We start from the raw sequence: 26,689 nt of genomic DNA on the forward strand, positions 1-26,689 counted from the left end.
GGATGACAATAATGTTGAAACAGGAACAGTTAGAAAAGAGCTATAGAAATAACCACCCCCAATCAACGCCTGTAAATCCTGTTCTTCCTTTCGTAACAAAGCAGGTGAACGAATTCCAAGGGGGGATTGACGTACTCATAGGTGAGTATGTCCGTCAAATATGCGGCCATGCGATAAAATCTCCAGAAAAACACAAGGATGAATTGGAATTTGAAGACCCGCTTATTTTACAATTAACGAGCCAAATTGACTTTAAGAACGAGGCGCAGTTAGATCTCGAGCGCTTCCTGAGATATTTCCTTTTTGGAAATGACCGTAGCATGAATGTTTTCCATCCGTATATTTACAACTACCTACCAGAACCGGATAAGGAAAGCCTACGGAAGTATGCGGCGTTTATTTCAGATGTGCTTGTAGAGGGCGACAGCAATATAGCGGAGATCTTTAAAGATAAACAAGCGGATGATTTGTTAACGGAGTTAATCCTTAATAATCTCCAGGTTGTGTCCGTAAACCGTAGGGAGAAATCCAAACATCAAGGTTTGCTTCCTTTTCTGTCGGCAATGTACCGGGAAGACCTGCTATTCCTAAGCAAATACAAAGATTACTTTTTATCGCATTTCCCTTTACTAACACATTTTTACGCCTTTATGTATATCTGTCAACTAGCCTTTAAATTTGAGCGTTTCTTACATGCAGATTATAGTCAGGCCACACCATTTTACTTCGCCTTGGAGTGGGAGACATTAAGTAAAAGGCGCAAAGCTACCGAGGAGCTAGGTTATCGGGCAATAAAAGATAAGCTTCCGAACTTATTTGTTCACGTGCATACTATGACTATGTTAAGCATGCACTCCGATACGGAAGGGCAACCGTTCTTAACATACGTTGACATCGATCAGAGGTTGGCTTCGGATGATAATCGGATTGAATTTGTCAACAGTATAAACAGATGGTTACGTACTTACAGGAAAACATTCTTGAAGGATGGCGAGAATCAACAGTTTCCAGATTACAACGAACTTGGCGAAGCGATGAAAGGGCTATTCCAAACCGTACAACAGGGAGTAAATCAAGAAGCGGCAATGAAATACGGTAAAAATCTTCCCGCCTTTGGAGGGAAAACTTTAATCAAAAGCCGGAGCAGTTTAGGCCAGGTATTTAATATGACCCAAGAGATGTTATTACTGTTGACGGCAGTTTGTGTTAAGGAAACTCGTATGCCATTAAATGCTCTGTTCACGGAGTTTACGAAACGTGGAGTCGATTTTGATCGGCTTTCGAAAAAGGCGATCATTGAATTATTCGACACCTTGAATATCTTGGACAAAAAAAGTGACAGTGGAGATGCTCAATATGTCAAACCCATTCTTTAAGAAGATTGCAGAGATGTTGTTTCAGTTCTTCCAGAGAGAGTTAAACTCGCCGGGGGAGCGGTACTATCTTCAATTAGATCACGAGAATGATGTAGAAGAGATGGCCAAAGCGTTGCATATGCATCCCGAGTGCAAACCATTTGTATACCAGCACCAATACGGGGAAGCATATACCACGTTTGCTATTCCTATTAACGGGATCGACCTCGTTGTTGCATACACGTCGAACACTGTAAAACCGGATTTCTTGGTAACGTTACGTAATCAGGTAGGGGAGCAAAAGGGGGAGTGGGAGAGTACAGCTTTATTAAGCATCGTATCCTCCCAATTGGACTCGATTCAAGGTGGAAGCAGTGACCTCTCGAAAGAGGGCATGCCTCTACACGCGCACTCGATTGTTGCCCACTTAAAGCATGAAATCGAAAACAGCGTTTTAAGTAAGGTAGAACAGTTGATTTTATTGGATCGTATGGAATTGACGTTGCAGGAGCAGATGTTCCAACAAATCACAATATTTGATTTTGAGGAAATTTTTCGCATCCTGGAGGTAGGTTCGATCCAAGATGAAGATTATAAAGCGCTAGGTCTTTTCAAAGATGCGGAGTTAGATACATTCAAGGGAAATAAGCTAAAGGAACGGTTGGATGTAAACCGCGAGCTCTTCGATTTTGTGAAGAACATCCATGATTTCGGCTTGGACTTTGAGGAACTAGACAAGAAATTCGCCGGCAAGGGTAGGGAAAAACTGGAGGGGGAAGATTGGGCGGTTCTCCCATTTTCAGAAATCTTAAAATCTAAGCAAGAGCATGATAACTCAATGAAAGCCCAGGTAGACCTGAAGGCAATAAAGTATCATGATAAGACGCTCCTATGGGACAAACCGGTAAAAGAAACGAAGGCGGGCACGAGAAAAAGACATATTCTTTTATTTAACCCAGGTCGTGCGACATCGGTCCAATTGTCCGTATCCTTTCTTCTTGAAGGGGAAGTAAAAAGTCTACATGAGAAGTTTCTGCGCACGTCTGGTAAAGAGGTTATTACGAAAGTCGGTAAAACCAACTTACAAATTGAGATCCAAGGAACAGATCAATGCGTCTTTACGAAGGTAGATTACAAGCATAACAATAAGTCTGCACTTGGTGCAGAATTACATATTGCAGTAATTCCATTGGATCCGACTTACTTTGAAAACTATCGGGCAGCCTACTCGGTTAACGTAAAGGGTAAATATATCTCAATCCAATTTGAAGGTAGTCGTCTATTGTTTGGCCAAGGTTCGGAAGAGACGCTTGTTGATGTGAATGAAGATGGTCAAACGGTAACAATCCCGAGTGAAAGAAGGTTGGTTGTACAACCACAACCGGATGCTTTTGCCGATGATGAGACGCTCCGTCTTCAGCTTGCACATGGCAATACTGCGATTCCAATAAAACTCGTCAATGAGCTGCCAGAGTCTATTCCGATCACAGGATCACGTATTTGGAAGTTGAAGCGTGAAAGTCAGCGGAGTTTCGAATGGAAAAACAATCGATTAATGCTTGGCAACCGGGAATTTTATATGCATGGAGAAGACAAGCAGTTTTTCGATTGGGAAATGAAATGGATTGAAGAAGGTTACAAGTCGGCTACCTACATGTCTGGTAATTTAGTCCGTGTGAATGTCGAACTTGACGAGGATCTTCGTGAGGCCTATAGCCGATTTGTAAATCAATTTCTAGCGACTCGAAATATCCCCAGCCTGACTCATTATACTGATGAGATGGTAGTAAGAGCTAAGGAATACTTGAAGGCTTACACGCGCGTGATCGAATCGTTTAAAGAGAATAAAGAGGCTGGGGAGCGCGGGAGGTCGCTGTTTAAGTTAGGCGTTATTAGGGCAAATAACGTTATTTATTTCACTCCGTTCCACCCGCTGCTTGTCGCGTATCAACTGCAGTTGAACGAACTTCTAGGTTCCGAGGAAGTTGATAGCAATATACTGAATCGGTTAAGACCAGATGCTTTATTACCCTTCCTATATGATGAGGAAGACAGGTTGTATAAGCCGGAACCGCAGACTCGGTTGATGGAGTGGATGGTCTACAAACCGGTAAGTCAAGTTTCTGTCTCGGATGCCAACAAGTATTTGGCGAAGGTGATCGAAGATAAGTTGCATCAATTCGAAGAGCATTTCGGCTATCTCTTAGCGGAGGGTTCCAAGGCGCCGGTAAAGATTAACTTGATTCACATTGAGAATGATACCGAGGTGTTAAGGGGAATCATCCAGTGGATGCTTCGAGTAATCGAACGTAAGGGAATCGATAGCGTTCACGCACTAGAATTAACATTGTATAGAGGCAGCAAGTCCCAAAGTGCATTCGATTTGTTTTCGAGAGTAGCTACTGTTGAAGAGCTGCAGGAAAAATTCGAAATCTCGCTATCCTCAAAACAGTACGACGCTGCGGATTTGTTACGCACGATTCGCACGAAATTAACTTATTATAAACAGGAAGAAAACCATAACTACAAATATGCTCACATTTCGTTCTACAAAATGCTGGCGCAAGAAAAAGATGCCTTGCAGCCGATGAACGAAATGGTGGCTGGCGTTGCGTTGGAAGGATTATATTCGTTTGTACCCGCAATGAAGTCGGAAGAGAACTATCGCAGCGGGTTCGGTGTAAAAGGTTATAAAATTGAAGCCGAGAACGTGTTGATGAATACAGTCTACTACCTCAATGAGATTGCGGCAAACTTGAGGAATGGCGGAAATGACGCATATCGCAAGGCGGAGGCGATTTTTTCAAGGACGACAACAGCTGACGAGAAGACGCTTGAAGCGATTTTCAATGCTTCGTATTGGGTTACGTTCGTTGATTCTAATATTGACTTGGAGTTCTTCCACAGCTTTAAGAATCTTGTTGTGATTCACTACAGCGATCAATATTCGACGACTTCAAAATATGATGCGATTACGGTTACGGATAAATCGGCTCAGTACTATGCTGTAATTAAAGATGTGCTAAGCAGAAAACAGGTGGAAGTAAGCCATGAGGGAATTCAGAATACGGTAAAAGCATTTAATACGTTTAACGGGGAATGGCTGCTTCGTATTATTGGGAGTAAAGGACATTTTACAAGGGAGAAGCTCAGCATTATCTCAGCGATCAAGTTTTCCCTTGCATTTTTTGACCATCCCCATATTTTATGGGTCCCGATTTCATTGGAGGAGATCCTGAGGGTCGCCGGAGCCGTCAGTTTAAACAAATCGGAGGGCGTGTTCTCTGCAAAGAATTTGGGAGTAACCGGAGCTCACAGTGATGATTTGCTATTAGTCGGGCTGGAAGACCGGGGTAACAAATTGAAAATGCATTTCTATCCTGTGGAGGTTAAGATCGGAATTAACAATGGAGCGGTCATTGGGAAAGCCAAAGACCAGGTGCATAAGACAAAGAAAGTTATAATTGATGCGCTAACGAATTCGAATATGCCGTTTACGAGCATGTTTTACCGTTACTTTTTCGCGCAACTCTTTATAACGAATGCACAGAAACTCCATCAAAGCGAATTTTGGCCGGAAAAACCCGAGTATTTGCTTCCAATTGAATATATTGAGAAGTTACTCAAGGATGATTTTGCGATTTCTGACCATGTGAATTCCTTGATCGGTGATGGAGCGGTTCTTTCTTTCGAAAAGGCCGCGTATGTCAGAAGCTCTTCTATTGAAGATGGCATTACGTATATAACGTTGCCGGAAGCGGATGGTTACAATATACTGACCAAATCAATGGAGAGCACGAGAACTTGGATTCAATATCAGGATAACGATTTTATTCGAGAGCGCATGTTGTCCTCTCTATACCGGATCAATCAGGATGATCTCCAAGATCGCAGCGCAAGTGACCGTCACCCTGAGTCGACTAAAAGTGCTGAACATCAACAAGACGACGAAATTGGGTCAGCTGAGGAAAGTGAAGAGGAACAGACGGAAACAATCGAGGAGACGTTAACAGATCCAACCGATGCAGATGATGGAGAATCTTTAACGGTAGTTTCACCCATCACGGAAGAAGGCTCGGCAACAAGTAACATTGCTCAGGAAGAACCCGAAACGGGCGCTATGGATGAAGTTTCGGTCGAGAACATAAGATTGCTTATCGGTAAGGCAGAGAACAGTGAGAGGAAAATTTACTGGGAATATGGGCATGCCGAACTCGCAAATCGACATTTTCTGATATCTGGAAAATCGGGGCAAGGAAAAACGTATTTGATTCAATGCTTATTGCTTGAACTATCGAAGAAAGGGATTTCGAGCCTCGTCGTCGACTATACTGAGGGGTTTTTGCCAAATCAGCTGGAACCGGAGTTCATAGAACATCTCGGACCCAAACTGATCCAGCGGGTAGTGTTTAACGATAAATTCCCGATGAATCCGTTCCGTAAAAACATACGGAATATTGGCGGGATCACGCTCCCAGAAGGAGATACGGACGTTGCAGAGAGGGTCAGGAGTATCTTCGCTTCCGTTTACAAGTCCCTTGGGATTCAACAATTGAATGCGATTTACGATGCAGTATTACGTGGCTTAAGTCAATATGGGGACCAGTTCACGCTTCAGCAGTTAAGACAAGAGCTGGAGAGTGATGGTTCGACATATGCTAAAACTGCATTATCCCAGATTCGTCCATTCATTGATCGAGATCCTTTCACGGATGGCGACCCCATTAATTGGGGCGATATCTTACATGGGACTGGCGAAGTTTACATTATTCAACTCACCGGTTACCCAAGGGAAGTGCAATTAATATTAACGGAGTTCGTGTTATGGGATCTATGGAATTACTCCATAAGAACCGGTAATAAAATGAAGCCTATTCCGATCGTATTAGACGAGGCTCAAAATCTAGATCATAGTGAAAATTCGCCTACGACGAAGATTTTGACAGAGGGAAGAAAATTCGGTTGGTCCGGCTGGTTCGCCACACAGTTCCTAAAAGCACAACTAGGGAACGACGAGTTAGCGAGATTACAAAACTCAAGTCAAAAGTTGTACTTTGCACAACCCGAGCAAGAAATTTCATATATTGCCGGAAACCTCGCTAATGATCCGACGGAACGAAAGAAAGTGGAGCAGTTGCTTTCCAATTTGAGGAAGGGACAATGTGTTTTTAACGGTCCCATTCTTAAAGATGGTGGTTCGCTATCGGCCCCTACTGTGACTGTAGTAAACATAACCCCACTCAAAGACCGAATATAGCCACCCTTTAAGAATGAAAAGGCCTGTAGACGAAGTTCCAATAGGAACAAGTCTACAGGCCACTTTCATTTACAACATCTTGATTCGGAAGTCCTCAAGCGAGGATTGACCCTCTGCAACTTGCTGCAGTGCCCTAAGCCCCGCTTCAATGTACGCAAGCATATAATCGCTTACAGTTTCATCGTCGATAGTTTGCTGAAGTTCCTGAACAATAAGATGTTTGAAAAGGAGATATTCCCGGTCTCTAATCAATCCATCCGGGATCATCCATTTGTTCTTTTCATCCTTCGGCGGCTCAAGCATGTATTTACCAAGCGCAATACCTTTGGCTAAAGCTATTCTTAGTGCTGTGGGACGATCAACCCCCGCATTTGCACAAAGCGAGTCCAACAATTCTTTTCCCGTTCCGGATAAATTACGTTTGCGATTAGACACTGGATCACACCTTTACAAAGTCGAAGTAACCGTCGCGAATTATGGTGTACTTTTTCTTTTGATCGTAGTCCAACATGTATTGGCGGTAGGAATGTTGTTTCATTAAAGAAACATATTCCTTGGTTATTTCCGTATCTGTAGACAGAATTATGACTTGTTCACTTAGGTTTTTATAGTAGTGATGAATTAAGTGATTGCGATGCTGGCTATCAAGGCGCCCGAGTGGGGTATCAATTACCATTGGTAATGACAAATCCGACGCCTTGGTTAATGCCCAAATTAAAGAGGATGCAATCATTTGCATCTCGCCGGCCGAGCGATCTTGAATGCTGATCTCTTGTTGGCGCTCATTATATAGGCGGATTGTGTATGTGTTGACGTCAAACTCAATTTTCCCAAACTCATCTTGCTTCCGGAAGAGAGTGGTAAGCATTTTTGCAAATTCTTCCCTAATGAACTCTGCTTTGAGTTGAGTCATTTCTTGAACATATTGACGCATCCCGTTTTCCAATTTAGTAATGTTGTTTAACCGTTGAGCCAACCGCCCGCTATCGTCCACATTTGTCGAACTGCGGGTCAGTTTTCCTTGTTCTTGAGATTTTTCTTCTTTCAGAATTTGTATTTTGTTATTGAGAGTTCTAATCTTTACATCTAACACACCGATTTTCTTCGTTAATAAGTCGATTTTGCTGTTCTCTTCCGCTACGTCTACCGCCTCCGGGGCATTGCGAAGTTCAGCTTCAATCGAAGACAGTTCTTGTTGGAGCTCGTCAATCTGATTCACGAGACGGACGACACTGTTCTTGTCTGTCTTCGGAAGATTTACAAGGTAGTTGTAATCAGCGGGAGATAAATCGTGTAATTCCTTCCCAGAGCTTTCTGGCTGGTCTTTGATATTGTGCTCTTTTTTCCACAATTGTTCACCCGCTTCTCTCAGTTGAGATAGCTGCTCGTTAGAAAGCGGCGGTGTAATTGGCTGCTGAATTAGCTGATTAAAGAATGTGTAATAAGGTGTTAACTTTGCTTCTTGAATCAGTCGGCGTTGACGCAAGTCATATTCTTTACGAAGTTGATTTTGGAGTAATTGTATTTTTTCACTAAGTATGATCTCAATGGCTTTCGTTTGAATAAGGTCATTGAGGCTATTTACGGCAAAGTCCAACTTCTGTGCGACTTGGCCTTGCTTATTAATAATGGTTTCCCTTGATCGCGAATTGAGCAACATCTTTTCATTACGAGTTCTTTTCGCTTCATCAAGAAGCGCTAGTAGTTGCTTCCGATCTTTCTCAAAAGCATCCCGTTTTTGTTCCTGCTCCGCAAGGTCGGATTCGATTTCTGTAAGACGTTTTGCATGGCCAGTAACAACAGTTTGATTTTTTGCTTTGGCTAGATCTTTGGCAACGGAATTCCTCAAAATTTCCAAATCTTTAATAAGGAATTTATAAGCTTCGATTCCGCTGATTTTATGGATTGCTTCCTTCATCTCTTGGCTGTTCTGGCGAAGAATAATTTCTTTGATCTCCTCGCCATCGAAAATGAAAAACGGAGCGGCATGGTATGGAATCATACGATCGATGTAACGATAATAAGCAGCGATGCTCTCTACATTCGCTTTTCTTCCACCCATCATGCCGGGTTTTCGCACACTAATTTCGCGGTTTTCATTAACGAGCACCTTATTGGAATTAAATGTCCATTTGACAACTAAATCCCATTCTTCACCGCCACCTAATTCCAATGAAAGGCAGATGGAGCACTCTCTTCCGCCTTCTTCGAAGAACGTATTGTTTAAAACATTTGAAAATTGCCTTTTGTGCTCGGCGGGGGATAAGCCTCTTTCGCCAAACAAGGCATAATGAATCGCTTTGAGAAGAGTCGTTTTACCTGCGCCGTTTAATCCGCCAATCAGTATGATGTTTTGTTGACCTTCTTCTCGAACGGCCTTTGGAATGTATAAATCAAGCTCTTGTACGCCGTAGTAAGTTTTATAGTTTTGAAGAAGCAGTTTCTTTATGATCATTCCAAACCACCCTTAATATCCTTGCCATAAAAATCGATTAATTCACGGTATTCCTTTAGTCTTGCTGCTTCGACTGTATTCTCATAAGAGAACTTGTTTGCTGATTTCAAAAGTTCGGATACGAGTTTCATCGGAAGTCCATTTTCCCTGCATATTTTAGACAGTAGTTGGATCTCCTTTTCCTTCATCTTACGCATAGGAGTTCATCCTTTCTAAACATTACCCGCGCAGTATTCCAATAAATTTCTCAATCTCCTCGATGGTATTAAATTTAGAAAGAGAAATTCGTATTGAGGAACGAATTTCGTCGAGGCTACACCCGATACTGCTAAGCACGTGGGAGGGCTTACTGCTACTGCAAGCCGAACCACTAGAAACGGCTACATAAGGAGCAAGTTTCTTGATTAACAACTCATTGTGTATCCCTTTAAATCTCACGTTCACAATGCCGGGCAACTTGTTGCTTGAAGGAGAATTAAAAGTAACAATGCTTTCGAAATGCTCTTTAAGTTTTGCAGTAAGGTAAGATTCCAATGAAGCGATATGATTTTGGTTTATGGTTAGATCCCGTTTCGCTACCTCTGCCGCTTTCCCAAACCCAACGATGGCTGGAACGTTAAGAGTTCCGCTACGTAAGTCGAACTCTTGTCCGCCACCATGAATTAATGGGGATAAGCGCGGGCGAATCCCCAATTCATCTTTTCGTATGATGGCGGCGCCAATACCTTTCGGACCATGAATTTTGTGAGACGATATTGAAACATATTGAATCGGCAGGTCCGCTAGACAGACTGGAACTTTCCCTAACACTTGGGTAGCATCCGTATGGAATGGTATGTTGTATTGTTTTGATAGGGACGAAATTGTAGCGATGTCATTAAGCGATCCTACTTCGTTGTTCCCCCACATGATGCTAATTAGAAGCGGCGGCTCGTTCTGTGTAATTAGTTGGCGCAACTGTTCCATGTTTACATGACCGGCAGCGTCCACATTAACTAATTCGACCCGGATTCCTTTGGTTTGCAAGTAGTTCGCAACTTCCAAGATCGAAGAATGCTCAGCTGCGCTTGTAACGAAATTTTTCCCGGATCCCCAGAAAGCGTCGGCGACACCTTTAATGATCATATTGTTGCTTTCCGTTGCGCCACTCGTGAAGATCACCTCTTCAGCGTCGCAACCTAGCAGTTCTGCGACACTGTTACGTGCAGCTTGAACTGCTTCTTTAGCTCGTTCCGCAATAGGATAATACTTGCTGGAAGGATTACCGAACTCATGCAAATACGGGAGCATGGCTTCCCTAACTTCCGGATCCAGCGGTGTCGTAGCTGCGTTATCAAAGTAGATCACGATCAGCTAACCTCCGTTTTACCCAAAAGGTTAATTATAAACTTCTCGGAATTTCCAGCATATTGGTACTCGTTTTCGAGGAGTTTTACGCCACGTTCTAGATGAGCAAGGAACAGTCCGGGGAAGTACTCCTCATCTGTCACTTCGCGGCCTTCGTATTGCGTAATAAGTGCTTTGAATATATAATCGTACGTTCCTGTCAGGGTATTGCGATTGAACTCAAGGCCCCCCTGGTCTTTAACATTAGCATGGTGAATTTCGCCCGACTCTCGCAGAGAGAGTGATACCGCAATTCTACTGAGGATATTTGGCGTGTAGCCTGTTGAATTCTGCAAAGTTTTTAGGCGTTCTGCTGTTTCCCTTGAAGTCTTAAGACGAAATTGCATAAGGTTCAATACCTTCTTTACCTTGAGAATTGGAAATATTGATCGAACACATGCACAGTTGAATCCTCGGTACTATAATCAAGCAGGTAGTTTTTTGCGACGATTGGGTAAATTAAATTGTAATGCTCCTCGTCTATTTCCGAATCCGTTGAGAGGATGATGACCTGTTCGCCGCACTTTGGAATGAAATGTTGAATAATACTTTTCTTATGCGTTTGATCCAGACGCCCCAATAAAGTATCAAATATAAAAGGAAGCCTTCGGTTCGCACTCTTTGCCATAGCCCACATTGTTGATAAAAGCAATATTTGTTTCTCGCCAGCAGAGAGGATATCTTTCGAGATTTCTTCGTTTTGAGCATTATAGAGTTTTAACTGGAAAGTTTCCGGATGAATCCAGATTCGTACTACAAACAGTTCTTTACGAAATAGCAGCCGAAGCATCTTTACTGTTTCTATTTCTACCTCTTGTAGTTTCTTCGTAAGCTGGATCTTCCGGAAGTGCTTGCTCACTTCAGCAACCCTAGTCGATATTGAAAATATGTTTTCGTTTTTCTTGTTTCGGATCTGTTTTTCCTTTGCTGTTAGAAGCAAGTGGTTGACTCGTTGGATCTCCTCTTCGAGCTCCGCCTGGATAACTTTCTTTTGTTCGATTTCATGCTCCAACAAGGTGATTGTGCTTTGCGTAGTCGAGATTTTATTTAATAAATCGTGTAGTTCGCTTGTTTCGTCGTTTTCCGACAGTTTTTTCCGAATTTGTTGACTTTGCTTAATAAGATCCGCATTTTTCTTGAAGCTTTCTTTGAGCGCTTGAGAATCAAAATTTTGCAATTGAACAATCATGGACTGGATTTCGCTTCTTTGCTCGAATGAAGCCCTGTGAATCGGCGCAGGAAGTTGGTTAGAAAGATAAGCAACCATTTCATCGCGCAATTGGGAAGCGGCCTCCTGGGCCTGTTGCAACGAAATGCTTCCTCTTCGTTGCATCTGGTTGAGAATATGTTGTAACCCGTCGGGATGGAAGAGGGTATCCACGTTCTCAACCAGTTCGTATTTAATTTCATTTTGCATTTGCTTGGCAATATCGGTTAATTGTTGCTTAACAAGTGCAAATGGGAGTAATGAAGACAAAGTTTCCCGCGTCGACTCCATCATTAATTTCCGGTTAAGTTCAATTTCGTTTTGTTCGCGAAGCAGCGCTTCGCGTTGATCCTTTAACAAGCCACCATGCGTCTCGTAGTTCCGAACCAAGTCTTTATATATATCATGGTTGTCTTCCAGTTCCTGTTCTATACGTTCAATGTCGGATACTAGGTTCATTTTTTGAGACTGAAGTGTCTCAAACCGAGAGTTCAGCTCTATAACTTCTTGTTGATCTGCAGTAAGTGTATTCTGAATGTTTTCCAGCTTTAGATAAGAAGCCAGGTCTGATTCCAAGTGTTCAAATAAGTCTAAGTTAAACATAACCTTGGAGCTTTCTTTTAAATAATCAGACAGGACTTCGTCAGAAATTACTTGTGAAATTTTTTCCCCATCGAATAGACAGAGATCCATAAGTTGAGGAGGCGTATTTTCACGCAGTTTATTCTGAAACAGTTCCCGCTCTAATATAGACAACTCCACCCGATTCCGAAGCACAGTAAAGTCTTCTTTCAAACTATTTTTTGTAGGAGTCCAGCTTCGGAGCAGTGTATAATGATTTTTTTGAAAGTCCTCAACAATTTCGACATCTAGGATGATTTGAAACCTTTGTTCTTTATTTTTTCGGGCAACATTATTCAATTTGCTCTGAATTTTTTCAAAGTACGGTATTGACTCCGTTTTATACCCATAAGCTAACGGTCCAAATAAAGCAAGTTTTACACTCTCTAAAATCGTTGTTTTTCCAGCGCCGTTTTTTCCCCCAAACAGCACAACGTTACGTTGACTTGACTCCGTGCGTAAATCGAAATCATAATTTCCGTGGAAAGCGCCGATATTGATTAATCGAAGTCGAATAAATTTCATTGTTTATAACCATCCACTTTTCCGAAATGAACTTTGTCTTGATTGAATACTTTATTGAAATCTTGTAACAGACCTCGTCGAACTTTAAACCCTAGGTAGTTTTTTTCTATCCCGATCAGTTTCTTCAAGAGGTCTAAGTCCACATCATACTGGGAACAAAGCAGCTCCAGATCCGTTATTTGATCTTGTTCAAACAATGGACGATCGTTATATTCCCAATCTAGATCGTCTCCGAACACCTCTCTGTATATCGTAGGGAGGGAATCGTCCCAATCCCCGTCCTCAAGCCAAAATTTACGGATCATTCTTAACTCGTCTTCCTGAATTAACTTGTAATCCGGATCGTAAGGGTTTCTTGTATTCTTTTGTGTAATAAGCAGTTCTTTAAGAATCATTTTTCTTGCCTGTAAAGTAAACGGCCCTAATCCTAACTCCCGGTCTTCGCCTTCTCCGACGAAGTAAATAGAACCATTCATTCGATGTTTTTCCCGATATTCCCGTTCATCACGAATTTCCGATAGCCAGTTTCGGAATTTAAGGAGCGGGGTCATCCAGTCTTCTCCGCTTTCAATAAACCCGATGAGCGCCTTATCTTCCTTGACCACGGTACATACCCAGCAGCCGAATCGACTGTTTCCACAAGAACCGGCGCTTTCCTTGATTTCTTTGTCGACAATCAGTGGGCATTCTCCACCGGATGAATTTTGATATAAAGCATGAAGTTCATTATTATCGGTGCCCCACGGTGTTTTGCCGTGATTACTCAACAAGTACTCCCACACATCATCTAATGAAAAATCTCGAATAGGGGCATATACATATGCGTTTGAGAGTGTGGAGTGTCGCATCAGTGTCTTTCCATCGATCGTATGGGATTCCATAACTTGGGCACGCGTTGCACTCTCAGAGTCCCGTACGCCCAGTACCATGATCACCTCGCCAAACTGAGACACCTTATCCAAAATAAATTTATTGGCTGGGTCAATTTTCATACGGTCCGTGCACCAGCGAAATTTTTGACGCGGCGACGGATAGCCCTTACCGATTAGTGAAGTCCAGAAGGTCTTTTCTGCCGCCGGTTTCACTTTATGTGTTTCAATCGGGATTCCAGTATCTAATGCCAGATTTTGAATTTGAATTAAGGTTCGATTAATCGACGAAATAATTAACGGAGTTTCCACTAATGTATCCGAGGATATAATAAAAACCTTCTTGTGGAGCTGTTCGGGTTGCAAACCTCGTAATGCATCAAATACGAGTTGGACTACAACAGTAGAATCCTTCCCGCCGCTATAACCGACAACCCACGGACGTTCGTCGGCAAGGTACATCTCTTGAATATCTTTTATTTTTTGATCAATTCGATTGGAGAAGTTAAGAAGTCCGCTTAACATAAGTATCACCCAATTCTCAGTTTTTGTTCGAGTTTTTGCTCCTGCTCTGTTAAGGGGAGGCCAATACTCATTTTGATTTGGTTTGCCGTTAGTAGAATCGTTTCATTATTTTTATTAATTCTTCCGGTAGTCCCGTAAGCTCGACCAAGCCAAACCCTATTACTACGGTTCCAGTCTACCTTCGATAATCTCTGAACATACTCGCGCCAATCCGTTGGTTGATACGTGTAAAGGTAATTGCCTACCATACCGACAGCCTCGAGAAAAACCCCATGGGTATTTATGTAATTCGAACGAAGTTCGGCGGGGGAGAGCTCTTTTTTCATCACAAGTTGCCATTCGGTCATTGCTTCGCAAAGCTCGAACCAGAACTCCTTGAGGAACTGTTGTTCCGCATCGGTAATGAATTCTCCTCGCTTCTTGTTTAGCAGTCGGCTGTTTGTTTGAAATAAGTTACTGAGTGCGAAGAGCTTCGGCGATAACTTAGATAGCGATTGCCTTTCTCGATCGGTGTACCTTTCTAGCAGTGGGATGTGCGAAAGGATCTGCTTAGTTATGTTAGCCAGTTGATCTCTATGTTCATATAATATCCCTAGTGAAGAGGTGGTATTAACTGCATGACGATTCAAGTCCGCGAAGAGTTGTTGACTCTTTACAAGTCCGGTATCATGAAAAAATACAACAGAAATAGTTTCCGCACCAAGTTCAGGCGCAATTTTAAGAGCTTCTTCAATAGCAGCTCTACGATGTTGTCCGTCATTAATCAAAAATCTTGCATCAAGCGAAATAGATAGCTTCCCAATATCCTTCACTTGCGGTTCGTTCGAGAACGGTGTGAATTCCATCTCGCCATCGACGGAAGCGGTTAATGAAGAGAAAACGTAATCTTTGGGGTTGTTGAGTATGTAATTGCAGATCTCTGGAATCCTCGATTTATTAAGAGAACGCTGCGCACGATGCTCCGGAGGAATCTCTTCTTCATCGAATAGAAAGATTCGCGGGATCAACTTTAATGGACACATGGCAACGAAGTATTCCTTACCTGCTTGAATTCCTCGAATGGCAGGGAAGTTGTAACTAAAAGTTTGCTCCATAGCGACCTCCTACTACGTACGTAATTGAGATAAATTATATCATTTTGGGTCTATTAACGCCATAAGTAATCAACTGATACAAAGTGCGGGCGCCGTCATAAGCGGTGTCCGCATTTTCCCCTTCCATAAAATTCCACCGAAATAATGCAACTAAGAGGTCGAGTTTTAGGTGGGCGCTTTCACCATTGTTCTTTACACTGAAAGTTAAAGGACATGTGGAAAGGGGAAGGTGACGGTAATGGGAATGGATGTGGAACATATGGAACAGCAGACCCGCGGGAAACCGCGCACGGTACTTCTGCTGGACCCCGAGCTTGATGACCAGAATACGTTGATTCGGTATTTGCTCTATAGCGATCAGTTCGAAACGGAAGCGCTGATTTATCAAAGCAGTATTTTCCATTGGAAGGGCGACGGGAAAGGTACGTTGTACCAGGGCGAATCCGAGCATACCCGGTTCGGGACCGGGCCGATCGCGAGCTGGCGTTGGGATGAAGGTACGCGCTTTATGGAGGAAGCGGTTGATATTTACGCCAAGGTGTATCCGAATCTGAAAGCGCACTCCGGTAGCTACCCTCAACCGGATGTGTTGATAAGCCGGATTCTCGAGGGCAATGTGCAGTTTCCGGGCGACATCTCGCAGGACAGCCCGGGCTCGGAGCGGATTAAGGCGCTGCTGTTAGACGATAACCCTGAGCCGTTATACCTGTTGTCCGGGGCGGGCCTGTCCACCATCGGCAGAGCTTTGAAGTCGATCGAAGAACAGTTCAAGCAGACTGAGCAATGGGAGAACGTGTACCAACGCGTTACCAAGAAAGCGATCATCCAAGCGTTCGGCGATCAAGACGGCGTCTATCCGAACTACATCGCCGGGAATTGGCCTGAGATCGAATTCCGGGAGATGTCGACGAGGCTGTGGGGATACGGAGCGCATAAGGAGGCTCTTCCACAAGATCGGCAGTACCTGTCGGCCGCGTGGATGCGGGAGAACATCTCTTCCGTTGGGCCGTTCGGAAAGTTTTACCGGGTGTGGGGCGACGGGAAAATCATGCACAAGAACGACATCACCGATTTCTTCGGCTTCGCGGGCCTGACCGCAGAGCAGCTGACGAAACTAGGGTATTTCGTGTGGTTAGCGCATTTCGGACAGGAGCTGGGAGAAGCGGGGTCTTGGATTTCCGAAGGCGATACGTCGATCTTCATGAATCTCATCGACAACGGCCTCGACGGCCATTTGAACAGCAGCTACGGCGGTTGGGGCGGACGGAACGGGAAAGATATCGCGCCGGACGGTACGGCTTCGCGCTCCTATGCCGCAGCGCGCTGGTTCGGCGCCGCGCAGCGCGATTTCGCCGCGAGGATGAAATGGAGCGTGACGCCCCGTTATGCCGATGCGAATCACGCGCCGACGATTGAATGGATCAGCCCGGAACAGACCACGGTTCGCCCTGGACAAACCGTCACGTTGACGGCGAGGGTCAAAGATCCGGACGGCGACCATGTGGTCGGCCGCTGGTGGCGGTACGAGGAAGCGGATACGTACCCCGGTTCGATCGATTTGGTCTCCGTTGCAGAAGAGGCGAAGTCCGAGCGAGCGCAGGTCTATCCCTTCAAGGTCCCGGAACCGGGCTCGCCGGAGGTCGCCGCACTGATCGAGAGCGAACGGGAGATCACATGCCGGTTTACCGTGCCTCCCGATGCAGCGGACGGACAAACCTTGCACCTCATCTGCGAAGCCTCCGATAACGGGACGCCGTCGCTGACCGCATACCGCAGGGTCGTCTTGACGGTCGTACGCGGTTAAATACGCCTTAGCACACAGCCGATCCGGCACCGGGTCGGCTGTTTCCATTTCGCCGAAATGGTCATTGTGTTGACGGATAGAGCGCTTACACATACCATTATGGTAAACCAAACAAGAAATGGGAACGGGGAGGCGCTGATTCGTCCGATGTGGAGCCGGAAATCGTTCATTAGCATCATAAGCGTCGCGCTTTGCGGCTTGATGATCTTCGCGTCGGCGTGCGGACGGCAAGCGAACGTTGCTGCGCCGGAGGAGGAGAAGCCGTTCACGATTAGCATCATGTCCGTGTTGCATACCCGCCATCAGCCGACGGACGTCGTGCTGCGGGAGGTGGAGCGGATGACGAATACGAAGTTGGACATCCGATGGGTTCCCGGAGAAATCTATTATGAAAAGCTGAATGCCGCTATGGCGACCGGTTCGCTGCCGATGTCGGTTTCGACGGGAAGCCAGCTGTTCTACAAGGAACTGAAGGACGCCGTCCGGCACGGGAAGTTTTGGGAGATCGGCCCTCATTTAAACAAGTACGACAATTTGAGCCGCTTAGACGAAAAGGTGATGCGCAACACCGCGGTCGACGGCAAATTGTACGGACTTTACCAGGAACGGCCCAGCTCGAGGCAAGGCATCATCTACCGGAAGGATTGGTTGGACCGCTTGGGCATGGAGCCGCCGGAGACGGTGGACGAGCTGTTCGAGATGCTGACGGCCTTCGCGGAACGAGATCCGGACGGCGACGGACAGCGGAACACGATCGGACTGGCGGAACGCAACGATCTGGTGTTCGGCGCATTCAAGACGGTGGCTTCGTACTACGGAACGCCCAACAATTGGGGAATTCGCGGCGGGCGGGTCGAACCGGAGTTTATGTTCCCGGGGTATATGGACGCGATGAAGTTCATGAGATCGCTGCGGGAGCGGGGGGCCGTCAATCCCGACTTCGCCGTAACGAGCAAGATCGCGCAGCGGAAGCTGTTCATCGAGGGCGTCGCCGGGGCTTACATCGGTTCGTTGGGAGATGCCGGAGAACTGGCGCGGGAGGCGCTGAAGCACGATCCGGAGGCGAAGTTCGGCCTGCTGAACCGGATCGAAGGCCCGCGCGGACTCGGCGTCTGGTCCATTCCCGGGTACGGCGCGGCGATATTGTTCCCGAAATCGGCGATTCCGACGGAATCCGATCTGGAACGGGTGTTAACGTTTTACGACTCGTTGATGGAACCGGAGATTTATCATTTGCTGACATACGGGATTAAGGACCGGCACTACACAATCGTAGACGGCCGCGCCAAGATCGTCGCCGACCCGGAAACGATGGAGATCGAAGTAAGGCCGTTGACATCGCTGCAAATCGGAGGGCCGAGCACGATCGACGGACTGAAAGTGAACGGCCCCGACGAATTATCCGCTCACGCGGAGCAATTGATTGACGACAATGAACGGTTCCTCATCGATGATCCGACGGTCGGCTTGGAGTCGAAAACGTACGACGAGATCGGCAGCCGGCTGCAGGAAATCATTACGGACGCGACCTATCGATATATGCTCGGACACATCGACGAGGCAGCGTTTCAAGACGCCGTCGAAGAGTGGAGAGCGAGCGGGGGCGAGCGGATGATCGAGGAGTTCACGGCGCAATACCGCTTCTCCAAACCATAATCACACGCACAATCATTTGGTTGTATTCGCCGGAAAACCCCGGTCCCGCGCGGGTTTTCTAATGCCAGGATTATAGTCGTCCCCGGGTTTCTTTCGGTAGGATGAAGCGGAAACCTCGTTTCACCCAATCGATAGAAAACAGGAGGTCGCAACCGAATGGAATTGACGAACCGCAGGAAGGATCACAAGAACTGGCGGTGGATCGCGCTGAACGCCGCCCTCGCGTCGACGGTCGTTGTCACCGCGTGCTCGAGCGGCGGGGGAGCGCCGGCGAACACGAGCGAAGGGAACGCCGCCGCCGGGACGGATGGAGGAACGGCAGCGACGCCGGCGGCCGAGGAGAAGCCGTTCGAGCTAAGCATCATGACGGTGCTGCACACGCCGGAGCTGCCGAGCGACAAGGTGCTGGATGTCATTGAAGAGAAAACGAACACGAAGTTAAACATTAACTGGGTGCCGAATGCGGTGTACGAAGAAAAGGTACTGTCCTCGATGGCGACGGATTCGATGCCGCAAGCGATTTACGTCGGCAACATCGCGATTTACAACAACTTTAAGAGCTCGCTCCGGGCCGGGCAGTTCTGGGAAATCGGGCCGTATCTCGATCAGTTCCCCTATTTGAAAAATCTCGATCCCGTCGTCTTGAAGAACAGCGCCGTCGACGGCAAAATTTATGGGCTGTATCAAGCGACGCCGCTGTCCCGGCAAGGCGTCATTTACCGGAAGGACTGGGCGGATAAGTTAGGCTTGAAAGCGCCGGAAACGATCGATGATTTGTACGCGATGATGAAGGCGTTCGCAGAACAAGATCCGGACGGCGACGGACAAAAAAATACGATCGGGCTGGCGGATCGCAGCGATTTGGTGTACGGCGCGTTTAAAACGACGAGCTCGTATTTCGGCACGCCGAACAACTGGGGAGAGCTCGACGGCGAGCTCCGTCCGGAATTTATGTTCCCGGCTTATATGGACACGATGAATTTCTTTAGAAAGCTGTTCCAGGAAGGCCTGATTAATCACGACTTCCCGGTCACGAGCAAGCCGGACCACGAAGCGTTGTTCAAGACCGGGAAAGCGGGCACGTTCATCGGTTGTATTTGCGCCGCTCCGGGGTATCAACGGGATATGGAGAAAACGATTCCGGGAGTCAAATTGGATGTCGCGAACCGGATCAAGGGGCCGAACGGGGAAGTCGGCGTCTGGTCCGTCCCGGGCTACGGCAACATGGTGCTGTTCCCGAAATCTTCGATCAAGAACGAGGAAGAACTGAAGAAGGTATTGTCGTTCTTCGATCAACTGATGAATCCGGAAATATACAATTTGCTGAACTACGGCATCGAGGGCGATCATTACGAAATCGTCAACGGACAGGCCAAAGGATTTACGGAAGAGGAGAAAGTGGCCGCTCGCGATCGGGATGTTCGCCCGCTTCTCAGCTTGCGAATCGGTGGACCGGAGACGGTCGACGGCTTGGTCGGTTACGAGGAAACGGAATTGCATAAGAAGACGAACGCCGCGATGGCCGATAATAACAACATCTTAATTACCGACCCGGCTGCAGCTTACGATTCTCCGACCCGGGATCAAATGGGCGTTCAACTGCAGCAAATCATTACGGACGCGACATATAAGTATATATTGGGCGACATTGACGAGGCCGGCTTCCAGTCCGCGATCGACAAATGGTTGAAGGACGGCGGTCAAAAGATCGTCGAAGAAATTAACGAGCAGCATCGAGTGGCCGGGAATTCCTGACGGCAAAAAGAGCGCGGGAGACATTCAGTCTTCCGCGCTCTTGCCGTTCATGGAGCGTTGCGATGCTGGCTCCGGTATTGGCCTGGCGTTACCTGCTCTGTTTTCCGGAAGGACCGGATGAAGTTCTGGGAGTTGTTGTATTGCAGCCGTTCCGCGATCTCTTTGATCGACATGTCGGTTTCCGTCAACCATTTCTTCGCCATATGGAGCCGGTAATTAGATACATATTCGCTGAACGACATGCTTGTTTCCTTCCGGAAGACGCTGCTTAGGTAACTTGTGTTGTAGTGCAATGCTTCAGCGCATTTCTCGAGCGAAATATCCGTATCGAATTCGTTATGGATCATGGCGATCATTTTCTCGGACAGATGGTGGTACTGGGCGCCTACCCGTTCTTCAAGCGTCCGGATGATCGGATCGACGAGCCCTTGCAGCAGCCAAGCTTCGATTTCCGGTACGGTTTTGATTTGAAACAAGCGGTCGTAAGGCGACAGGTGATCTTTCAAAACGTTGTTGATGCTGACCCCGAGTTCTTGCATGACGATCAGCAATTGATTCAGCAGCCGGGCAAGCGCGATTTGGTATTCCTTCGGATGGCGCTCCACGGCGAAAATGTCGCGGATCAATTGTTCCAGCGTTTCGCGCGCCTTCTCCTTGTCCATGACGCGGATCGCGTCCGTTAACGCGTCTTCGAGCCGTTTCGGGTAAGCGAGCACGAACTTCTGATTCGGGAGCAAGCTGTTGTATTGGATCACGGCGCCGTTACCGAGCCGCATCCGATGGTGCAGCGCTTCCAAACCTTCCTGGTAGGCGCGGGGCACTTCGCGGAAATGCTGGAACGGCTGGCTGATCGCGATGCTCACAGTTAATCCCAGAAAGGAGCTCACGCGGTCTTGAATCAGCTTGGCATCTTGCTCCAGCCGCTCGAGGAAGGATTCCTCCTCTTCGCCGTCGTCGCCGATTAACGTGACTTGCGATTGTTCGACGAGCGTTGGCGAGAGCCTGCGCCGTTCCGGAACGAGCTCGCCGACAATGTTGTTGACGGCGAACAATAGCAGCGGCCGGTCGGATTCTTGGAAACGGGTTCGATCGAGCGAATCGATCTGGATCGTTAAGACGGCCATCTGTTTCCAACGGAACGCCGTCTCCGAATAACCGAACGTGTGCAGCCTTTCCTCGATTTCCCTAGGCCGAATATCGCCTTGGAACAGCTGGAGGAGAAAGTAGGTTTTGGATTGGTTCCAATGCGTCGTCAGTTCCGTCTCCAGCTTCTCCTTGCTTTGGTGCAGCCGTTGGAATTGCTGCCCGATCCAATGGAATTCGTTATGCCTTCCCGGCATGTCGCGGTCGGTTTGATCCGGCACGATGGAGCGGAGCAGCGTTCGGACGGGCTCGTACAAGCGTAAGGAGACGAACAGGACGACGCAAGCCGCCGCGAGCAGAATCGCTACGCAGAGATACAAGGTAAACCAACCGATCCGTCTGGATTGTTCAGCGAATTGGTCGGTGGGCGTCATGAACAAATACGTCCAGCCGTTCAGCGAGGAACGGTCGTAGGAGAGCACGTACCGCTGCCGATCGCTCGTCGAGATGAATTGTCCTCGAGGCTGCAGGGCATCGCGAATGCCTTCGAGCTCCGCGACTTCCGGGATCGGGCGCCCCAACATCGACACTTCGGCCGCGACGATTACGCGCAGCGACTCGTCCAGTACGAACATGCGCTCATGCTCGGATTGCGGGAAGAAACGGAGCAGCTCGCACACGGGAATTCGCGTCACCGCGAGCCCGTGTTTCTCGGAGCGGTTGACGGGAAGCTTGACGACATAGTCGATGTAGCTGCCGCATTTCGCGTTCGCGGATATCGATCGCCCCAGGCCCGGCGATCCGGCGCGCAAGGTCCAATAGGTATCGTGCGGGGCCGCCATGTAATCGTCGTATTCGTCCCCGAACGAGATGTCCTCCCAGCGGTATAGCCCGTCGTTGTGAATGACCCAACCTCGCTGCGGATTCGCGATGAAGATGTCTTGAATGCCCGTATCGAACGTTTGGAGATGATGCAGGTTTTCCGTAAGTTCGTTATATAACCGGTAGTCGTCGCCCGTAAAGCTCGCGTTCATGCTCCGCTCCATCAGCGAAGAGTTCAGCAGATGCGTCACGGAATGCGCGGCCGTCCCGAGAATTTGTTCCATCGTTAACCGCACTTGAACGAGAAGCTGCATATTTTCCCGTTTCGTTTGCTCTTGCGTCATATCCAATGAGGTTCTATAGGAATAGATGCCTAGCGCGAGAAGCGGAAGACTCGTTAAGAGACAGCCGAATAAGACGAGTTTTATGAAGAAAGTGCCTGACAGCGCTTTCATTATAGGCATGCTTCATACCGCCATCTTCTAGATTTTGAGAATTATTATATCATGAATCCATGGGTTCCGCCTGTACGCAATATACGGATAATCCTTCCTTATTATCTGCATTGCTGGACGAGCGGGCTATGGCTTTGGAGAAGGTCCGCTAAGGCGGGCCTTTTTCGTTTGTCCATTTGTGATAGAATGAGAAAAAGACGAGGTGCCACTAACATGTTGCCATTACAAAGGAAACAAGCGTTAATCGCCTACTTGGCCGAAATAGGCGCAGCTACATTGAAAGAGTTAAGCGACCGTTTCGGCGTCTCGGAGATGACCATTCGCCGCGATTTAAACGAGCTGGAGCAGGAACACCGGATACGCCGTTCTCATGGCGGTGCCGTCTATCTGCAGCCGGAGCAGGACATCGGCCAGGACGAGCCGGAGCTGACGACCAAACAGGTAAGCAACCGGGACGTCAAGGACCGGCTGGCGGCATATGCCGCGCAGAAGTTTGTGCGCAGCGGCGACACCGTTGTGCTGGAGAACGGTACGACGGTATCCCGCATGGCCGAGCGACTGGGCCATCTGGATCAGCTGACGCTGCTCACGAACGGCATCGAAACGCTGAATCGGTTCCGGCCCTTCGCAACCGACAAGCGGCTGATCATTAGCTGCGGAGGGATGTTCAGGGACATATCCGGCACGTTCGTCGGTCCGGTGGCGGAGGAATTTTTCGCCCGCTATCATGCCGACACGGTCTTCTTGTCCGCGCTCGGTTATACGCACGAGGCGGGTTTTACCGATCCGAATCTAATGGATACGCAAGTCAAAAAACAAATGATCCGCTCCGCCAAGAAGGTCGTGATGCTGCTCGATTCTTCGAAATTCGGCCAACGTTATTTCTCTCCGGTCGCGACCCTGACGGACATTCATGTTCTTGTAACGGATAACGGCGTAAAACAAGAGGATCGGGAACGCATCGAGGAGAGCGGCGTGGAGCTTCACATCGTCTAGAGCCTGCGGCGCCGGTGTCGGGATAAAGGGTGTAAGAATTGATGTTCCGGATGTTAATTTGTGTTCGTTTATGATACATTATGATAAACCAACACAAGGGAGATGCATCCGTTCTATGTCATCACGCTATGATAAAGAGCCTTTTATCGCGATTCGGGGATGGGAGCACGAGGCGTGGGAGGGGTACGAGACGATCAAGCGCGAGCTCGATGCCGCAGTCAAGCGTATGGGGAAACGCAAAACCGTGGTTGTTCTGGAATGTTACCCCGGCGTTCGGCAGGAGGAACTCGTCGCGGCGTTCCGACAGGCGTTTGAATCGATAACGGTCGTTCCGGCCGAGGACGCGGCGCTGCATCCCGAAGAGGTCGACGGCAAAGTCGAACGTTATCTGACGGATGACCGCGTCTTCGGTTATATGGCGCCGTTCCTCATCGAAGAGTTCTATGATTCGGAGCGGATCGACATCTTGCGAGGCCGGATCGATGCGGCGGAGGAGGGGGTCGTGCTTGTCATCGGGTTCGGCGCTTCGCTGATTGCCCGCGGCGACCTGTTCATCTATGCCGATCTGGCGCGCTGGGAGATTCAGCAACGCTTCCGCTCCCGAGAGCTCGGCCATTGGCGCTCGGGACGCCGCGAGGAAGATATCCTGCGCCTATACAAGCGGGGGTTCTTCTTCGAGTGGCGCATGGCGGACCGGCTGAAGAAGAAGCGGCTCGGCGAAATCGACTACTATCTGGATACGAACGTGAAGGATTCGCCCAAGATGGTCACCCGTCAGGCGCTGTTCGAAGGGATGGCCCAGGCGGCGAGGCGGCCGTTCCGGCTGGTTCCCTATTTCGATCCCGGGGTATGGGGAGGCACTTGGCTGGAAGAGCGAATCGATCTGCCAAAGCGCGAGCATCCCTATGCCTGGGGCTTCGACGGCGTACCTGAGGAGAACAGTCTATACTTTCAGTACGGTTCGGTTCGTCTGGAGCTGCCGGCGATCAATCTGGTGTTCTTCCGATCGATCGAGCTGCTCGGCGAGAAGGTGTATGCGCGGTTCGGCGCGGAGTTCCCGATCCGGTTCGACTTCCTCGATACGATTGGCGGGCAAAATTTGAGCCTGCAAGTTCATCCGACGGTGGAGTATATCCGCGATCGCTTCGGCATGCACTATACCCAGGATGAGAGCTACTACATTCTAGATGCGGTTCCAGGGTCGCAAGTGTATCTGGGACTTCAGGAGAACGTCTCTCCCGAGGAGATGGTCGCGGACCTGCGCAAAGCTCAGGAAGGCGCGTACCCGTTCCCGGCTGAGAAGTACGTTCAGAAGTACCCGGCGGCCAAGCACGACCACTTCCTCATTCCCGCCGGAACGATCCATTGTTCCGCGGCAGGCTGTATGGTGCTGGAGATCAGCGCGACGCCGTACATTTTCACCTTTAAACTATGGGACTGGGATCGGGTGGGACTCGACGGCAAGCCCCGCCCCGTGCATCTGGAGCATGGCGAGCGGGTGATCCGCTGGGATCGTACGTCGCCGTGGATCGAGGCGGAATGCGTCAACCGCATCGAGCCGATCGGGGAAGGCGATGGCTGGAAGGAAGAGCGGACGGGACTGCATGAGCTTCAGTTCATCGAGACGAGACGACATTGGTTCTCCGAACCCGTCGCACATGAACAGAACGGCAGCGTTCACATGCTCAATCTGATCGAAGGGGAAGAGGCGACCGTCGAGAGCCCGGACGGCTCGTTCGAGCCGTTCGTCGTCCGTTATGCCGAAACCTTCATCGTGCCGGCTTCCGTCGCCTCGTACACGATTCGCCCGAGCGGTCCGAGCGAAGGCAAGACGATAGGAACGATTAAGGCTTATGTTAGGGCGTAGGAGGCGAGGCGCATGACAACGTCTTGGATCGTCGCATTCGACGTCGGAGGGACGGAGATTAAAGCTGCCGCCATAGCGGATGGGAGAATCGCGGCAGCGACCGTCGGTCACTACGCAACACGGGCCGACTTGCCTGCCGGGCCGATGGCGGCCCGCTTCGTAGACATCTTCGCGGATATTCTCGACAAGGCGGGGCCGGATGCCGTCGCGGACGGATGGGGGATCGCTTTCCCCGGACCGTTCGATTATGAAGAAGGCGTCAGCCGCATCCGAGGCTTGGGCAAGTTCGACTCGCTGTACGGCTTGCCCGTAGGCAGGCTTCTTCTAGAAGCGCTGCGCTCGGACGGGCGAACGAGCGGGCGGCTTACGCCGCGCTTTCGCATCGCCTTCGAGAACGACGCGGCGTTGTTCGGCTTGGGCGAGACAGGCCCCGGCGGCGCGGCGGAAGGCGCGGAACGCGCCGTCTGCTTGACGATCGGAACGGGGCTGGGCTCTTGTTTTCTGGAGCGCGGACGACTCGTAAAGCGGCGCGATGACGTTCCTGCCGAAGGTTGGCTGTATACCGTACCTTACCAGGACGGGATCGCGGACGATTATATTTCCCGCAGAGGCATCCTGCAGCTGGCCGCTGGGCTCGGTCGGAATGCGGAGCATCTGGACGTTCGCGAGCTGGCGAGCCTGGCGGACGCGGGCGATCGGGAGGCGCTGCGGCTGTTCGAACGATTCGGGCGGCGGATGGCGGACGTCCTTCTTCCTTCGCTGCTTCGCTTCCAGCCCGAACGCATCGTGCTCGGCGGCCAAATCTCCAAGAGCGCGCATCTGTTCGTGCCCGCTTTCCGGGAGGCGGCGGAGCCTGCCGGTTTGCACGCCGAAATTCGGCTCAGCCGCGACTCGTTGTCCAGCACGCTTCTTGGCGTGTACGGGCTTATCCGAACGGCCGTCCAATAACGAAAAAAA

At 48.6% G+C, this 26,689-nt stretch carries 17 protein-coding genes; 8 read left to right on the top strand and 9 right to left on the bottom strand.

Annotation, left to right across the window (positions count from 1 at the left end):
• Positions 1 to 2 precede the first annotated feature (2 nt).
• Both dptG and dptH read left to right on the top strand, forming a co-directional pair.
• Complete coding sequence (gene dptG / locus VE009_RS15205; RefSeq protein ID WP_325009020.1) at positions 3 to 1,376, top strand: DNA phosphorothioation-dependent restriction protein DptG; 1,374 nt, start codon at positions 3 to 5, stop codon at positions 1,374 to 1,376.
• Positions 1,357 to 6,612, top strand: coding sequence for a DNA phosphorothioation-dependent restriction protein DptH (dptH, locus tag VE009_RS15210; protein WP_325009022.1), 5,256 nt, complete (start codon positions 1,357 to 1,359; stop codon positions 6,610 to 6,612). Before dptG ends, dptH begins: the two co-directional genes overlap by 20 nt.
• A gap of 69 nt (positions 6,613 to 6,681) precedes the next feature.
• On the opposite strand, the gene VE009_RS15215 is transcribed toward dptH, so the two are convergent.
• The 8 genes from VE009_RS15215 to dndB are packed head-to-tail and all read right to left on the bottom strand — an operon-like array spanning position 6,682 to position 15,294.
• A complete protein-coding gene (locus VE009_RS15215; protein WP_325009024.1) occupies positions 6,682 to 7,047 on the bottom strand; it encodes a hypothetical protein in 366 nt (121 codons plus the stop codon).
• A 4-nt stretch (positions 7,048 to 7,051) separates the two neighbouring features.
• Positions 7,052 to 9,067, bottom strand: coding sequence for a DNA sulfur modification protein DndD (dndD, locus tag VE009_RS15220; RefSeq protein ID WP_325009026.1), 2,016 nt, complete (start codon positions 9,065 to 9,067; stop codon positions 7,052 to 7,054).
• Positions 9,064 to 9,264 carry a DNA modification system-associated small protein gene (locus VE009_RS15225; protein ID WP_325009028.1) on the bottom strand — a complete coding sequence of 67 codons (201 nt, stop codon included), beginning with the start codon at positions 9,262 to 9,264 and terminating at the stop codon, positions 9,064 to 9,066. Before VE009_RS15225 ends, dndD (VE009_RS15220) begins: the two co-directional genes overlap by 4 nt.
• A 22-nt stretch (positions 9,265 to 9,286) precedes the next feature.
• Positions 9,287 to 10,414: a cysteine desulfurase family protein gene (locus tag VE009_RS15230; protein ID WP_325009029.1), complete on the bottom strand. Its 1,128-nt coding sequence runs from the start codon at positions 10,412 to 10,414 to the stop codon at positions 9,287 to 9,289.
• A gap of 2 nt (positions 10,415 to 10,416) precedes the next feature.
• On the bottom strand, positions 10,417 to 10,800 hold the full coding sequence (dndE, locus tag VE009_RS15235; protein ID WP_325009031.1) for a DNA sulfur modification protein DndE: 384 nt from the start codon (positions 10,798 to 10,800) through the stop codon (positions 10,417 to 10,419).
• Between the two features lie 17 nt (positions 10,801 to 10,817).
• On the bottom strand, positions 10,818 to 12,806 hold the full coding sequence (dndD, locus tag VE009_RS15240) for a DNA sulfur modification protein DndD (protein ID WP_325009033.1): 1,989 nt from the start codon (positions 12,804 to 12,806) through the stop codon (positions 10,818 to 10,820).
• Complete coding sequence (gene dndC / locus VE009_RS15245; RefSeq protein WP_325009035.1) at positions 12,803 to 14,200, bottom strand: DNA phosphorothioation system sulfurtransferase DndC; 1,398 nt, start codon at positions 14,198 to 14,200, stop codon at positions 12,803 to 12,805. The genes dndD (VE009_RS15240) and dndC overlap by 4 nt, the downstream gene beginning before the upstream one ends.
• Positions 14,201 to 14,205: 5 nt before the next feature.
• Positions 14,206 to 15,294 carry a DNA sulfur modification protein DndB gene (gene dndB / locus VE009_RS15250; protein ID WP_325009037.1) on the bottom strand — a complete coding sequence of 363 codons (1,089 nt, stop codon included), beginning with the start codon at positions 15,292 to 15,294 and terminating at the stop codon, positions 14,206 to 14,208.
• 238 nt (positions 15,295 to 15,532) lie between these two features.
• On the opposite strand from dndB, the gene VE009_RS15255 reads away from it, so the two are divergent.
• From VE009_RS15255 to VE009_RS15265, 3 genes are all read left to right on the top strand, one after another.
• On the top strand, positions 15,533 to 17,098 hold the full coding sequence (locus tag VE009_RS15255; RefSeq protein ID WP_325009039.1) for a DUF1593 domain-containing protein: 1,566 nt from the start codon (positions 15,533 to 15,535) through the stop codon (positions 17,096 to 17,098).
• Positions 17,099 to 17,245: 147 nt separating this feature from the next.
• Positions 17,246 to 18,754, top strand: a complete 1,509-nt coding sequence (locus VE009_RS15260; protein ID WP_325009040.1) for an extracellular solute-binding protein — start codon at positions 17,246 to 17,248, stop codon at positions 18,752 to 18,754.
• A 156-nt stretch (positions 18,755 to 18,910) separates the two neighbouring features.
• Positions 18,911 to 20,509 (top strand): extracellular solute-binding protein, encoded by a 1,599-nt coding sequence (locus tag VE009_RS15265; RefSeq protein WP_325009042.1) that lies wholly within the window; start codon positions 18,911 to 18,913, stop codon positions 20,507 to 20,509.
• Between the two features lie 47 nt (positions 20,510 to 20,556).
• Here VE009_RS15265 and VE009_RS15270 read toward each other — a convergent pair whose 3' ends face one another.
• Positions 20,557 to 22,758, bottom strand: coding sequence for a helix-turn-helix domain-containing protein (locus VE009_RS15270; RefSeq protein WP_325009044.1), 2,202 nt, complete (start codon positions 22,756 to 22,758; stop codon positions 20,557 to 20,559).
• A 324-nt stretch (positions 22,759 to 23,082) separates the two neighbouring features.
• Here VE009_RS15270 and VE009_RS15275 point away from each other — a divergent pair, with 324 nt between their 5' ends.
• The 3 genes from VE009_RS15275 (at position 23,083) to VE009_RS15285 (ending at position 26,680) form a co-directional block, all read left to right on the top strand.
• Positions 23,083 to 23,865, top strand: coding sequence for a DeoR/GlpR family DNA-binding transcription regulator (locus VE009_RS15275; RefSeq protein WP_325009045.1), 783 nt, complete (start codon positions 23,083 to 23,085; stop codon positions 23,863 to 23,865).
• A 115-nt stretch (positions 23,866 to 23,980) separates the two neighbouring features.
• A complete protein-coding gene (locus VE009_RS15280) occupies positions 23,981 to 25,732 on the top strand; it encodes a class I mannose-6-phosphate isomerase (RefSeq protein ID WP_325009047.1) in 1,752 nt (583 codons plus the stop codon).
• A gap of 12 nt (positions 25,733 to 25,744) precedes the next feature.
• Entirely contained in the window at positions 25,745 to 26,680 is a 936-nt protein-coding gene (locus VE009_RS15285) for an ROK family protein (RefSeq protein ID WP_325009049.1), read from the top strand.
• The last annotated feature ends 9 nt before the right edge of the window (positions 26,681 to 26,689 follow it).

Source organism: Paenibacillus sp. (genome assembly GCF_035645195.1).
In the GTDB taxonomy this organism is placed as follows: domain Bacteria; phylum Bacillota; class Bacilli; order Paenibacillales; family YIM-B00363; genus Paenibacillus_AE.

Excerpts from the sequence above, each read along its gene's own strand:
- VE009_RS15265 (WP_325009042.1), top strand. The coding sequence starts at position 18,911 with ATGGAATTGACGAACCGCAGGAAGGATCACAAGAACTGGCGGTGGATC.
- VE009_RS15280 (WP_325009047.1), top strand. The coding sequence starts at position 23,981 with ATGTCATCACGCTATGATAAAGAGCCTTTTATCGCGATTCGGGGATGG.
- dptG (WP_325009020.1), top strand. The coding sequence starts at position 3 with ATGACAATAATGTTGAAACAGGAACAGTTAGAAAAGAGCTATAGAAAT.
- dndE (WP_325009031.1), bottom strand. The coding sequence starts at position 10,800 with ATGCAATTTCGTCTTAAGACTTCAAGGGAAACAGCAGAACGCCTAAAA.
- VE009_RS15260 (WP_325009040.1), top strand. The coding sequence starts at position 17,246 with ATGTGGAGCCGGAAATCGTTCATTAGCATCATAAGCGTCGCGCTTTGC.
- VE009_RS15285 (WP_325009049.1), top strand. The coding sequence starts at position 25,745 with ATGACAACGTCTTGGATCGTCGCATTCGACGTCGGAGGGACGGAGATT.
- dptH (WP_325009022.1), top strand. The coding sequence starts at position 1,357 with ATGTCAAACCCATTCTTTAAGAAGATTGCAGAGATGTTGTTTCAGTTC.
- dndD (WP_325009033.1), bottom strand. The coding sequence starts at position 12,806 with ATGAAATTTATTCGACTTCGATTAATCAATATCGGCGCTTTCCACGGA.
- VE009_RS15270 (WP_325009044.1), bottom strand. The coding sequence starts at position 22,758 with ATGACGCAAGAGCAAACGAAACGGGAAAATATGCAGCTTCTCGTTCAA.
- VE009_RS15275 (WP_325009045.1), top strand. The coding sequence starts at position 23,083 with ATGTTGCCATTACAAAGGAAACAAGCGTTAATCGCCTACTTGGCCGAA.
- VE009_RS15255 (WP_325009039.1), top strand. The coding sequence starts at position 15,533 with ATGGGAATGGATGTGGAACATATGGAACAGCAGACCCGCGGGAAACCG.
- dndC (WP_325009035.1), bottom strand. The coding sequence starts at position 14,200 with ATGTTAAGCGGACTTCTTAACTTCTCCAATCGAATTGATCAAAAAATA.
- VE009_RS15225 (WP_325009028.1), bottom strand. The coding sequence starts at position 9,264 with ATGCGTAAGATGAAGGAAAAGGAGATCCAACTACTGTCTAAAATATGC.
- dndB (WP_325009037.1), bottom strand. The coding sequence starts at position 15,294 with ATGGAGCAAACTTTTAGTTACAACTTCCCTGCCATTCGAGGAATTCAA.
- dndD (WP_325009026.1), bottom strand. The coding sequence starts at position 9,067 with ATGATCATAAAGAAACTGCTTCTTCAAAACTATAAAACTTACTACGGC.